Below are 12,354 nucleotides of genomic sequence, written 5' to 3'. Positions count from 1 at the left end.
TTTTCTTAACTCTAAATTAACTTAACTATACTCTTTTCAAGTTTTCATCGTGATAAGATTGTCTTTGTATGAAAAATGCTGCGACCTATGTTTTATCATTAAGTTTATTTGTTTTGGCTGGGGCCATTATAAACTTCACTATTGAGTTTCATAGGGCGTTTAAGCTTGTACCTGAAATCTCTGCCACAATTGATAAAGTCCCTCAAAGTATATTGCAAACCTCAAATGAAATTCAAAAATCACTTCCAATGGTTAATAAATTTGTCTCTCAATTGCCTAAGATTTTAAAAGAGGTCAAAATGACTCGTGAGTTAGTACCAAGTTTTTTAGATCGTGCAGAAGAACTTGTTAATAGAGCTGGTGATATTGTTGGTGATGCTAAGAATATAGGGGAAGAGTCAAGCTCTGGTGCCGTCGTTGGTTTTTTTAAAGGGGTTGTAAAGGCTCCATTTGCTCTTATCGGAAGTGTCTTCACCTTTAATGGTATTGAATTAACAAAATCAGATTCCCGTATATTACAAAAGACTGGTCGCGAATTACTTGAGTCGGGAAGACTTAAGAAAAAAGAGTATTGGAAGAACACAACAACTGGTAACTCAGGAAGTCTAGAAATTATCGCTCAAGATAAAAAGAATAATTGTTACACTCTAAATATTGAACTCACTATTGATAAAGAGGGACAACCTTCACAAATAGTTGAGGTATGTCGAGATGTAAACGGTACTTGGAAGATAAAGTGATTATTACTTACGACGACGATGCTTTCCTTTTGCATTCTGCTTTCGTTTCTCTTCGCGCTTAGTTGTTTTTCCACTTAAATTAAATTCTTTATCAAGTTCTTTAAAGAGCTTGTCGTATTTACTCTTTTTCTTTCTACGTTGTTGCTGTTGTTGTGGCTTTTTCTTAACTTGGGCCTTAAGGGCAGACCTTTTTTGAATGCGGTGATCTTCTGAAGAAGAGCCTTCAATTAATTTATAAAGAGATGCAATTTCTTGATCGTTGAGCTCTCGCCAGTCACCAACTCCAAGTCCATCAAGGCCTATATTCATAATTCGAATACGATCTAGCTTTGTTACATTATAGCCAAAGTATTCACACATTCTACGAATCTGACGATTTAGTCCTTGAACGAGGGTGATTTTAAATACCATCATGCTCATTTGTTCGACTTTACATTTTTTCGTCATAGTTCCAAGAATCGGAACTCCACCGGCCATGCCATTTATAAACTTATCATTGATGGGCTTATCAACGGTAACGACATATTCCTTCTCGTGGTTATTTCCTGCACGAAGAATTTTGTTAACGATATCACCGTTATTAGTTAGAAAAATTAAGCCTTGTGAGTCTTTATCAAGTCGGCCAATTGGGAATACTCTCTCAACATGGTTGACGTAATCGACAATATTATCTTTTTCGCTACTCTCTGTTGTGGAAACAATACCGCGAGGCTTATTTAAAGCAATAATAATTTCTTTTTCTGCAACTTTTGGTTTTACAACCTGGCCTCTTACTTCAACGACATCGCCTTCAAATACACGATCTCCAATTTCAGCAAGCTTGCCATTTATCTTCACGATCTGTTGTTCAATTAGGTCATCAACTTCACGACGAGAGCAGATTCCACTCTGACTAATATATTTATTAATTCTCATTGAATTATTATTTTCCATGCCAGTTATTTAACATATTTTTAACTCATAAATATAGTTTAAGACGATTTATTGCTATTTTTTGAGTAAAAGTTACATTTCACTAAGTTAAAGGTGAATTATTTAATCATTCTGATACATTAGCTTCCAAATTCTGGGGGGAATTATGAAAATCTTAATCACTTTTGCTATGTTAGTAGCAGCGTCACAAATTTATGCGCAAATACATTGTAAAGATCTTAAATCTGTAAAATTACGTCGTTTTGACTTTAAAACCAAGCCTTATCAGGCAAGTGATGTCTATGCCGAAGTCGCTGGTGGGCGAATTGAATATACATATCGCTATCAAGATAGAAGGGGAATGGGGCCAGGACAGCTTTGGGCCAATGAACGAATCTCTGGTACAAATATTTTCTATGATAAAGATAGGGGGCGTTGTAATGCTGCTCCAGGCTTTCGCTTTCTTTGCAAGTTTGATCCTATTATCGCTTATGATACTGCAAAGGTTACATATAATGAGAAGTCTCGTGAGCTTAAAATTGTAGAAAAGCGTTTTAGTACTTCTCGTTTAAGTGAATGGGAATTAGAAGAAGCCTTCTATGATTCACCTGCAGATGGAATTATAATTTTCAAAAATTGTAGAGAATACTAACTACTAGTAGCTTCTATTTTATTGTGCTATTTAAGCCCATGAGCAAAAAGAAGAAGTCCGGTATGGCATTACAAGGTGTAGGAATTGCACCAAATATATTACTTCAACACGTTGAAAACACGGCCCCTTTCTTATTTAAAGGTGAGCTAGATACATCAGGTGAGAAAAGGGCCTTTCTAGAAAAGCTCAAATTCTACAAGAAGAATTTAAAACAGCTAAATAATATTAATCTTGCTGAATACTTCCACATTTGTATCAGTGCTCATTGGGCAACAGCTGGTACTTTTGTTCCAACCGATGTGGATAACCAAATCCGTGAGACTCTTTGGAAGCATGGGCATATCTCAAAGCATATAGAGAAGATGGCCCGTTTAACGATTGAATCTTGGACTTGGGATTACTCTCAAGTAACTAGTCGCAAAGCCTACAATAACGATAATAATACAGTCATGAGTACTCATGAGGGAACATGGCTAAGTGTTGCTATTGGTGCTTACTGCGCTCTTGTTAAAAATCGTAAGACTGAACTTGCCTGCGATATGGCCGATGTCATTTTAGAAGAGATTAAAAAAGAAGAGCTTATTATGCTAAAGCTTCGTGAGGAAAGGGATCATATCAATTTCCTTAGAGCGGCTCCTCTTATGGCCCACAATTTTGGTGATCTTGACCGAGTTATGGTTCAGTGGAATATGGACCCTGAAGATGCTTTCTATAAGCGAATCTTTAAGCTTGGGCACCAGTTAAATGAAAATTATGATCCAATTCTAGTTTACACTGGAAAGGTAAATAAAGAATTTTCTTCAAAAGAAAATCACCGCCATATGGCCATGAGACAGCCAAAGTGTCTTAGAAAATCATCTCAGTTCTTAATTCCAGTTGGACCATTTATGGATGATTGGGGAAAGGTTCTAGGTGAAAGTGATCTTCTTTCTATGGAAGAAAAAGCTGAAATTGTAACGGCATTCTACGACGGTTATAAGAGACAAGATGAGGCTTTCGGTTATATTAGAGGTTACAAGAATCTTATTGAGTCTATAGATGGTGGTCTTGCTGCCCTTGAGATGTATTTACCATTTGATCTTGTTGCTGAAATGAAGAAGTCTGAGTTTAGTACTCTTGCTAAAGTTTCACGTGAAGAATTTGAAGATAGCTATAAGAAGCGTCTTGAAGAATATATTTGTCCTGTTACAAATATGAAATTCTAATTATAACTTTTTCGAGCATTTGTGTAATTATTTAAAACCGTAAGCTTCTTGTCGTATTTACTTTCCATAAGAGGAGAGTTGATAAAGAAGTCTGCACTAGTTTGATTACAGGCCATCGGAATATTGTAGAGTGTTGCAATTCTAAGAAGCGCTTTAATATCAGGATCGTGGGCCATGGACTCAAGAGGATCCCAAAAGAAAATAAGCATATCAATTTTACCTTCAACAATGGCCGTTCCTATTTGAAAGTCACCACCAATAGGTCCACTTAGAAACTTTTCAATAGTAACACCTAACTTTTCTTCTAAAAGCTTACCTGTTGTACCTGTTGCACAAAGTTTATGTTTTTGAAGCTTTTCTTTATGTTCTAAGCTCCATTGAATAAGGTCATTTTTTCTATGGTCGTGGGCCACTAAGGCTATTGTTTTCTTTGTCATAGCCTTAGTTTATGCCCACTATTTAATGAAGTAAAGCTTAGGCGACCCTTGGTCCTGATAAATTTTTTGCTAGTGAGTTACTAAACCTTTCTCTTTTCCATTTCAAAAGTTGATCATCAATTTCATCTTCTAACAGTGTGAAAGTTAGATAAGGTGTATGGGCAACTTTCTTTGCATAAAACTTCTTACCATAGGACTGGATTGTCAGTTGTCCGATATAATTCGTCTGGTGTTTCTTGAAATCAAGTTTATAAGAACTACTTACTGGGCATCGATCCATGAGCCTATCAAGTTTTTGTTTAATCTTTTGATACTGGTTTTGATTGAGTTCAATACCAAAGTAAGAAACCATTGGTTGCATCGAAAAACCCGAGTTACTTTCTTTAAACATAAAGCCTCCTTGATACTGTTGTAATGTAAAAAAGATTCTTTAGAGGTGTAAATTCAGTAGGTTACCTCTCGATAATACTATGGTAGCAAAAAAATAGGAGTCAAGACAAGATGAATTTTTTTTCGTCATTTTAAATATTTAAGCCTTGTTTATTTTATGGCGACTTATTCTTAATTGCTTCTTGTAGAATTACTAGTGAATAAAAAGTTAAGGCTAATAGGTTGATGTTTTAAGAATTTCTATGATTTTTTTACTAACTTTATTTCGATGTTTTTCAGGACGGTAGATAAGACAAATTTCATCTTTAAAGATTGGCGCAGTCTTTAGTTTATTTAAAGTAGGGTACTGAGCAGCAACTCTTGATGGAAGAAGGCCATAACCAAGTCCCAAGGATGTGAGATTGGCAACAACTTCTAAGTTTGCTGAATTAATATGGCCATCAAAATCAATTTTCTTGGCAATTTTTTTTAAGATATATTGTGACTGACTAAGACTGGCATCAAGTATCAGTTTGTTTTTTGCATTCTTTAAATGAAAGATCGATACTTCATCAAGACATAGTTTTTTTATGACAAGATCTGGGTGTTTTATTGGATTGACAACAATACCAAAATCAGCTTCCCAGCTAATGACCTTTTCTGTCATTTCTCTTGAAAGACCGTGAATAAAATTAAATCCTATATTAGGGTATTCTTTTTGAAGCTCTGGCATAAAGCACTTAAGGGAGTAAAGTGCTACAGATGGATGAATTGCAAAAGTATAACTTCCTTGAGCAATATCTCCTTCTGAAGATACTAAGTTCTGGGCCTCTTCCCATTCAAAGATTAGCTTTCTTGAACGTTTTAAAAACTCTTCACCAAGTTTGGTTAACTGGATACCATTCTTAAGTCTTATTAGTAGATCGCCTCCAAGCTCTCTTTCTAATCGCTTAATGGCATAGCTTAGGGCCGGTTGTGATATTCCGATTTTCTCTGAGGCCCTTGTCACATTCAAGGTCTCACTAACGGTAATAAAGTATTTGATATCATCCAATATTAACGACATTATTGATTCCTTTAAAATCGAAACTCACTTTCGAGTCTATATGTGGTTCCGTGTGATTCTGTTTTTCCGATCTTTAGTCCCAAGCTAAATCGATTGTCTCTACTATTTGCTTTTAACTTAAAGTAAGTTTCTTTTTCGTGGCCTGTGGTCCAGTAACCAGTTTGACCAGAGATAGGGCGACTTGTTCCTAACTGAAAAGAGAAAAGATCATCACCGGATCTCACTTCAGCATTGAAGTCCATCGTTGAACCATTTTGTTTTAGGTAGAGTGTGTTTTCTAAAGTAAGGGTATACTCATCAGAAATCGGTGTATTTAATTGATTTTTTATTGTTGTACCAAGATAGTGAAGTGAATGGTGACTTTCATTTCTGATATCATCTTTCATAATAGAGGCATGTGCAGTAACAATTCCTCTCCATGTCATATTTGCAAAATTACTTTCGGCATATAGAGAACTGGCAAGCATATGATGCTCACTTCTAAAGTAGTCACCATCTAGTGCATCGATCTCATTATTTTCATCGAGTTTTTCATTTGAGTAATCTCCTTTTCCCATCGAACCACTAACGAGTACTCTTGTATCAGCATATATATTCTTTAAGAAACCAAAGTCAGTCTTTCCCGTTCTAAGTTGTGCTTCTATGCCACCAAAGATACCTATACTTTGACTGTGAAATTCACGATGCTTCAAGCTTTTTCTGGAATGATATCCTGTTGCTCCTGCATTTAGTGTTAAATGTTCAGTGTCTCTTCTAAGAGATACACCTGCTCCAAGAGTATTTAATCCCGAAGCATTATCTGAATAGAATGCAGTTGCAGTAAAAATACCTTTAGTATAATCAACAGAGCTAAAGTTGATACCATCAAATTTAGAGCCAGGTGAAGATAAGTTATTATCGAAGCCTAGTACCTTATTTAAAACATAACCTAATTCAGTTGATAGACGATCGTGAGGTGTTCCGTCAGCATTAAATATGCGATAACTAATTCCAAAGTCAGCAAGACTTGAATCTTGAGATAGTCCTTGAGCACTTTGCGATTCATTAATTCTAACTTCTCCATAATTTAAGCTAACGATTCGATCCTTATTATCAGGATCTTGCGCAATAACCATGGCATGGCCATCTCCAGCCGTTGCATAGGCGAGTATATATGTTTCACTAATACCTAGGTCTTTAAGGACTGTTGCTTGTGCTACCGCGATATCACGGCAAACACCAGCATCATACCCATTTCGTTGTGCTCTATAGATTTCGTCTTGTGAAACAATTCCATCTGGGTCGCGGTCGTGATCATAGTGATTGTTCATCATATGGCCCAGTATATGTCCGATATAAATTTTTTGATTGAAATTCATATATTCTTTCGCTTCTGAAAGAATATTTTGTCTTTCTAGTGAGTCATCTGCAGAGATAACGAGACCGGCAACGACATTTGAGAAATATACTTGTGCGTCTTTTTCTCCAAATTGATTCTGTGATTCATTATAGATTTCATCGAGATCACGCTGATGGTATGTCGTGCAATTATTTTCAAGGCAATTAACAATATTGCCAATAATAAATTCACGATACTTAGTTTTAAACCAATATGAGCTTTCATTATATTCACTATTATAAGTTAATTCCTTGGCGTCATATTTAATTTGATGATCTTGATAGAATGATTTCTCGATTGTGAAATCAATGTCTGCAAATACATTCAGACTGCATAAAAATGTTATAAATAGGATCTCTCTCATTCCTGTAATTAAATGCAAAGAAGATGCCAGAAGTTGAACGTCATTTATAATAGATATGGCATCTTGGCCGTGGAATTTTGTACGGCCGCTTAAAGTTTAAGCATTTGCTTATCTGAAGAAAATATTGCTTATCGAATTAAAGTTTTACATGGCAAACTTTAGTGTTGTGATTTCAGTAAGATATACAGTTAAACTTAATTAAAACATAAACTAATAAAAAGTTCTTAAGTATCTGAAAATATTAGACGAGAAGTCAGTTATTAAGGGAGCTCGATGAATTTACTTGTTTTTTTTATTCTATTTACGTTTGCAAACTTATTTCTATTTCTAGCACTCTATCAGGCTTTACGTTGGTATAAGTCGATTAATAAGAAGCTAGCTGTCTTAGAAGAGATAACTATGGAAATGGCCGAGCTGCAAAAGAAGTTTTCCAACTTTAAAGTTGAGGACAATTATTTAAAACATAATTAAGATTGCTGTTTGTTTCTTCATGCAGCAGTAAACCCCAAAATTGCCTTTTCGGTTTCTCGGCCGAAAAGGCCTTTTAAAGGATACAATAGTTTGAGAGGACTTTTTCATATTTCTATTTTTCTGATTCTTTTAACAAGCTGTGCATCTAAAAATATGAACTTAGATGAAGTGGCAATTGTCGATGATGTTAATAATAATTGTTCGGCAGTAGCAAATTTCTCTGCAACGGGCTTTAGTATCATGCCGTTTGTCGCTACGTCTTTGGCCGAGGATATATTGCTTAGTAAAGCTGAAGACTTTCACGTTAATCGTGTGGTGATAGACTCGAAAGAAGGAGTTTTTAGAGTCAACCTCGAGGCAACAGGCTACTTCTGTCGAATCTAATTTACTTCATCACTGTTAGAACGTAAGATATAGTCATCAATAATAAATAGGCTCATGCATAGCAACCATGATCGTATTAGCATCAAGGTAAAAGCTAAATGAATCTTTCAAAAGAAACTTTTCTAGGACTACTAGAAGGCAAGAACCCTAGTACTCTAGAATTAGGGCCTATTCAACTTGCACACCTCTACATTAATTCGGCATTTCTTGTCACTGTCACAGGTTTTCTTAAGGATCAATTATGGCTAAAGCGTCAAGATGAACGAGATATTTCGTACTGTGATTTTATGACTCCACTTTTTTCAAACGACTTATTAAGAATATCTTTTTTAAAAGATTTTTTAATTGCTAGTGGTGAAACGAATTTAAAAAAGGTGGCCAAGGACTCAAAAGTAATTGAAGAAAATGTTTTAAAACAAATTCTTAGCGCATGTGAGGTCTCTCAAAAAGAATTTGTTATTGAGTCTTTAAAGGAGATGAGTCTTTATTTCTTGGCCGAAGAAAAGGCCCAAGAAGGACGACTGCAAAGTCTTGGTCATAAGGGACCTGATCTTTATCGTACATTTGATAATCTCGATGATCTCTTTAACCTCAATTACCAATTAGATCGAGATATGGTTTTTGATTCTACTATTAAAGAGAGGCTGTATGCAGGAGCTGGTGTAGGTGTTCAATCTGGCTATTCTACAATCTTATTGGCCATGGAGAATATGCAGTTAAAGCAAGGTGGAAAGGTTATTGATCTTGGATCTGGTTATGGGAGAGTTGGATTAGTGTGTTCTCTTTTGCGTCCGGATGTCGATTTCATTGGTTATGAATTTGTCCCTCATCGGGTTGAAATATCAAATATAGCTACAAAGGCTTTTGGCCTTGAAGAGAATTTAAGCTTTCAAGTACAGGATCTGTCACTGGCCTCTTTTAAGATTCCAGAAGCCGATGTTTATTATCTCTATGATCCTTTTACTAAAGAGACATATCACTATGTGCTAGGGCAAATTGTGGAATATAGTAAAGATAAGGAGATAACTATCATTACAAAAGGTAATGCTAGGGGCTGGCTTATGGATATTGCAGAAGAAAACTCTTGGCCTAGACCTGTAATTATCGATGAAGGTAATCTATGTGTATTTAAAACAAGAGAATAAGTATAATTGTAAGTTGTTGAAATTGTATTGTTTAGGTGAATGGATATAAAATTTTAGTGTAAAGATAACCCGTAAGTCGCGTTAAATACTTTAATTTGTTGCCCTGTGTGCAGAAAGTCGGTATAAGGAATTAATTGTATTTGATTTTTATAGTTAGTTCCTTGTTTATCTTAAAGTTCCTTCCTATTTTAATTCGATGTGCAAAATTATTAACTCGGCAGAGAATTAAAAGTATTTGTCTATTTAACATTTAGAGTAAGTTCATTATTAAGACGCAAACTAAGACCGAGCTGTTATGTGAAAAGGTGAGAAATCCTAGAACATATATGCTTGATGAGAATATTCACCCTCGCATTCACGCCAAAAATCTTGATCGTGAGCTAGGTTATAAAATCACAAAGATTGAAGAAAAGCTTTCTCAAAAGTACCGCGCTTATTATAAAGATGCAGATGATTCAAGTCGTAAGCAACATTACGATGGAACACAGACTTGGATTGGGTTACACCCTCAAGCATTACAAACTCCATATAATCATTTATTTGATGCCCTTTATTTATTAAAGGATTACAACATCCACAAGATTGTTGATATAGGTGCTGGCTATGGCCGCATCGGGCTTGTTATGAGCTCAATTTTTCCAGAAGCTCGCTTTATTGGATATGAAATTCTAAAACAAAGACAAAGAGAAGGTAATCGCGTCTTTGAGAGAATGGAATTACTTAATTGCGAAATACTTTTGGAGAATGTTTTAGAAGAGGACTTTGTTCTACCTAAGGCACAGGTTTACTTTATTTATGACTTCAGTGAGATGCAAGATATTTCCGACATCTTAGATGAACTTGTAACTCGTATTGATGACTACAACTTCTTTCTTATTACAAAGGGGGAGAGAGTGGATTATTTAATTGAGAAAAAATATAAGCAATTTTGGATAGCAAATGGTTTTTTAAGTTCAGGTGAACTTAAGATATATAGTTCGATCACAGATCTAACAAAATTTTAATAGCTAGGAGAAAATTATGGCTACAGGTACAGTAAAGTTTTTTAATGATGAGAAAGGTTTTGGATTTATTAAGCCAGACGATGGTGGACAAGATCTTTTCGTACATATCTCAGGTGTTGAAGGTAACACTCTTAGAGATGACGAAAAAGTTGAATTTGAAGTAGGTGAAGGACAAAAAGGTCCATGTGCTGTTCAAGTTAAATCTCTTTCTTAATTTAAGAAGAATTTAAAAAGAGGGGCCTATTCTTGGCTTCTCTTTTTTTTCCTATTATTTCAATATTTTATATTCTTTTTTAGCGTTCCTTTGTGGCAACACTGGGTTGCATATTTGTAGTCTTTTGCAACATGTGATTTTTGGTAATAATTAAGATTATCACCGGCCAGGAGACTGCTATGATGAAACTTGGAAGACGCCAAGCTATTACAGGAATTCTTTTTGGCCTAGCATCAGCAGTGCTTGGGAGAAAGTTTATGACAACTAAAAAAGAAAGAATGCCAGCAATATTTTTAGGTCATGGATCACCTATGAATGCCATTGAAAGTAACGACTTTACAAAAAAATTAGAAAAATTAGGACAGGGACTACGTCGTGATTATTCAAGACCAAAGGCCGTGCTTATGATCTCGGCCCATTGGGAAACTGAAGGAACTTGGGTTACCGGAATGGATCATCCAAAGACAATTCATGACTTCTATGGTTTTCCACAAGCATTATATGATGTTCGATATCCTGCAGATGGAAATGCCAGCTTAGCTGATGAGATTGCTAAGGCCATAAATAAGCCTCGAGTTAATATTGATAAGAAGCAGTGGGGTCTTGATCATGGAACATGGTCAGTTTTAAAACATGTTTTTCCTGAAGCGGATATACCAGTTGTTCAATTGAGTCTCGATCGCAATCAGTCGTATGAATATCACTACGAACTTGGAAAAAAGATAAGGTTCTTAAGAGATGAAGGTGTCATGATTATGGGAAGTGGGAATATTGTACATAATTTAAGAATGATGAGTCGTAAGCATCGATACTTAGGCCTTGACTGGGCCATCGAGTTTGATGAATGGGTAAAAGATAAACTTCTTAAAAGAGAAGATGCTCCGCTAGTGAGTGATGCCCTTAAGACTCAAGCTGGTAAATTTAGCATTCCAACAGATGAGCACTACCTACCTCTTTTATACGTTTTAGGTTCTAGCTTAGAAGAAGATAAAATTACATTTGATTATGAAGGCTTTGAACTTGGTTCATTATCAATGAGATCAGTTCGTTATTATTAATAATTATTGGAGGAAAATATGATCGCTTTAACAGGAGCTTCAGGCCAACTCGGTCAATTAGTTATAAAGAATTTATTAGATAAAGGTGTAAAACCAAAGTCGATTGTTGCCATTGCACGCTCAACAGATAAACTCGATGAGTTTGCCAAAAAGGGCGTACAGGTTAGGTATGGAGACTATGAGAAGCCTGATAGTCTTAGATCTGCTTTAGAAGGAGTTGAAAAATTACTACTTATCTCATCAAGTGAAGTAGGAAAAAGACTTTCACAACATCAAAATGTCATTGATATTGTAAGAGATTCTTCAGTGAAACATTTAGCCTATACAAGTATTCTCGAAGCAGACAATTCACCATTAGGACTTGCTGAAGAACATCTTGCTACTGAAAAACTAATAAATGATCTTGATATTAAGACAACAATTTTAAGAAATGGTTGGTATTCAGAGAATTACACAATGGGAATTCCGACTATATTGGAGCATTCTGTTGTTCTCGGCTGTGCTGGAGAGGGGAGAATATCATCAGCTCCAAGAAATGATTATGCATTGGCCGCGGCAAACGTTTTAACAGATAATGGCCATGCTGGTAAGGTATACGAATTAGCAGGTGATACTTCTTATAATTTAAGTGAATTTGCAACTCTAATTGGCGAGCAATATGGAAGAGATATCTCTTATAAGAATATGACTCAAAGTGAGTACAGAGACGTTTTACTTCAGGCAGGTCTTCCTGAAGTGATTGCGGATATGTTGGCCGACTCAGAAATTGGCGCCTCAAAAGGAGGACTTTATTCTGAAAGTAAGGATTTATCGAGATTAATCGGTCGTCCTACAGAGTCAATGAAAGAGACCATCAAAAGGATTGCTTAATTCATATATGAAGGGGGTGCTAAGCATCTCCTTATTTTCTTAAATCTTTCTTGGAAATCCCTCTAAACAAGTTATAATTATCTTA

At 35.6% G+C, this 12,354-nt stretch carries 15 protein-coding genes; 10 read left to right on the top strand and 5 right to left on the bottom strand.

The window, feature by feature from the left end; all coding sequences use genetic code 11:
* Window positions 1-68: 68 nt before the first annotated feature.
* Window positions 69-740 carry a hypothetical protein gene (locus DAY19_RS08000; RefSeq protein WP_115361173.1) on the top strand — a complete coding sequence of 224 codons (672 nt, stop codon included), beginning with the start codon at window positions 69-71 and terminating at the stop codon, window positions 738-740.
* 3 nt (window positions 741-743) lie between these two features.
* Here the strand turns inward: DAY19_RS08000 and rluF are convergent, their stop codons facing one another.
* Complete coding sequence (rluF, locus tag DAY19_RS07995) at window positions 744-1,673, bottom strand: 23S rRNA pseudouridine(2604) synthase RluF (RefSeq protein ID WP_115361171.1); 930 nt, start codon at window positions 1,671-1,673, stop codon at window positions 744-746.
* A gap of 145 nt (window positions 1,674-1,818) precedes the next feature.
* Between rluF and DAY19_RS07990 the strand changes: the two genes are divergently transcribed.
* Together DAY19_RS07990 and DAY19_RS07985 are read left to right on the top strand one after the other, a co-directional pair.
* Window positions 1,819-2,304 (top strand): hypothetical protein, encoded by a 486-nt coding sequence (locus DAY19_RS07990; RefSeq protein ID WP_115361169.1) that lies wholly within the window; start codon window positions 1,819-1,821, stop codon window positions 2,302-2,304.
* Window positions 2,305-2,342: 38 nt separating this feature from the next.
* A complete protein-coding gene (locus DAY19_RS07985) occupies window positions 2,343-3,509 on the top strand; it encodes a hypothetical protein (RefSeq protein ID WP_133296916.1) in 1,167 nt (388 codons plus the stop codon).
* On the opposite strand, the gene DAY19_RS07980 is transcribed toward DAY19_RS07985, so the two are convergent.
* The 4 genes from DAY19_RS07980 to DAY19_RS07965 form a co-directional block, all read right to left on the bottom strand.
* Window positions 3,506-3,946 carry a methylglyoxal synthase gene (locus tag DAY19_RS07980; protein ID WP_115361166.1) on the bottom strand — a complete coding sequence of 147 codons (441 nt, stop codon included), beginning with the start codon at window positions 3,944-3,946 and terminating at the stop codon, window positions 3,506-3,508. The two genes, DAY19_RS07985 and DAY19_RS07980, sit on opposite strands and share 4 nt — an antisense overlap.
* 37 nt (window positions 3,947-3,983) lie before the next feature.
* Window positions 3,984-4,337, bottom strand: coding sequence for a hypothetical protein (locus tag DAY19_RS07975; protein WP_115361163.1), 354 nt, complete (start codon window positions 4,335-4,337; stop codon window positions 3,984-3,986).
* A 213-nt stretch (window positions 4,338-4,550) separates the two neighbouring features.
* Window positions 4,551-5,381: a LysR family transcriptional regulator gene (locus DAY19_RS07970; RefSeq protein WP_115361161.1), complete on the bottom strand. Its 831-nt coding sequence runs from the start codon at window positions 5,379-5,381 to the stop codon at window positions 4,551-4,553.
* An 11-nt stretch (window positions 5,382-5,392) separates the two neighbouring features.
* Window positions 5,393-7,141, bottom strand: a complete 1,749-nt coding sequence (locus DAY19_RS07965; RefSeq protein WP_115361159.1) for a hypothetical protein — start codon at window positions 7,139-7,141, stop codon at window positions 5,393-5,395.
* Between the two features lie 255 nt (window positions 7,142-7,396).
* Between DAY19_RS07965 and DAY19_RS07960 the strand changes: the two genes are divergently transcribed.
* The 7 genes from DAY19_RS07960 to DAY19_RS07930 all read left to right on the top strand — a co-directional run bounded on the left by DAY19_RS07960 (window position 7,397) and on the right by DAY19_RS07930 (window position 12,269).
* A complete protein-coding gene (locus DAY19_RS07960) occupies window positions 7,397-7,594 on the top strand; it encodes a hypothetical protein (protein ID WP_115361157.1) in 198 nt (65 codons plus the stop codon).
* 90 nt (window positions 7,595-7,684) lie between these two features.
* The gene (locus DAY19_RS07955) at window positions 7,685-7,978 is read left to right on the top strand and encodes a hypothetical protein (RefSeq protein WP_115361155.1); all 294 of its coding nucleotides are present in this window, start codon (window positions 7,685-7,687) and stop codon (window positions 7,976-7,978) included.
* Window positions 7,979-8,076: 98 nt separating this feature from the next.
* Entirely contained in the window at window positions 8,077-9,123 is a 1,047-nt protein-coding gene (locus DAY19_RS07950; protein ID WP_115361153.1) for a methyltransferase domain-containing protein, read from the top strand.
* 305 nt (window positions 9,124-9,428) lie between these two features.
* Window positions 9,429-10,127 carry a class I SAM-dependent methyltransferase gene (locus DAY19_RS07945; protein WP_133296915.1) on the top strand — a complete coding sequence of 233 codons (699 nt, stop codon included), beginning with the start codon at window positions 9,429-9,431 and terminating at the stop codon, window positions 10,125-10,127.
* Between the two features lie 16 nt (window positions 10,128-10,143).
* Window positions 10,144-10,341 (top strand): cold-shock protein, encoded by a 198-nt coding sequence (locus DAY19_RS07940; protein ID WP_115361149.1) that lies wholly within the window; start codon window positions 10,144-10,146, stop codon window positions 10,339-10,341.
* Window positions 10,342-10,598: 257 nt separating this feature from the next.
* Window positions 10,599-11,399, top strand: coding sequence for a 4,5-DOPA-extradiol-dioxygenase (gene ygiD, locus DAY19_RS07935; RefSeq protein WP_370454593.1), 801 nt, complete (start codon window positions 10,599-10,601; stop codon window positions 11,397-11,399).
* Window positions 11,400-11,417: 18 nt separating this feature from the next.
* Entirely contained in the window at window positions 11,418-12,269 is an 852-nt protein-coding gene (locus tag DAY19_RS07930) for an SDR family oxidoreductase (protein ID WP_115361147.1), read from the top strand.
* Window positions 12,270-12,354 lie beyond the last annotated feature (85 nt).

The sequence above is a fragment of the Halobacteriovorax vibrionivorans genome (assembly GCF_003346865.1).
Taxonomy (GTDB): domain Bacteria; phylum Bdellovibrionota; class Bacteriovoracia; order Bacteriovoracales; family Bacteriovoracaceae; genus Halobacteriovorax_A; species Halobacteriovorax_A vibrionivorans.
This window is presented reverse-complemented; position numbering and strand designations above follow the sequence as displayed.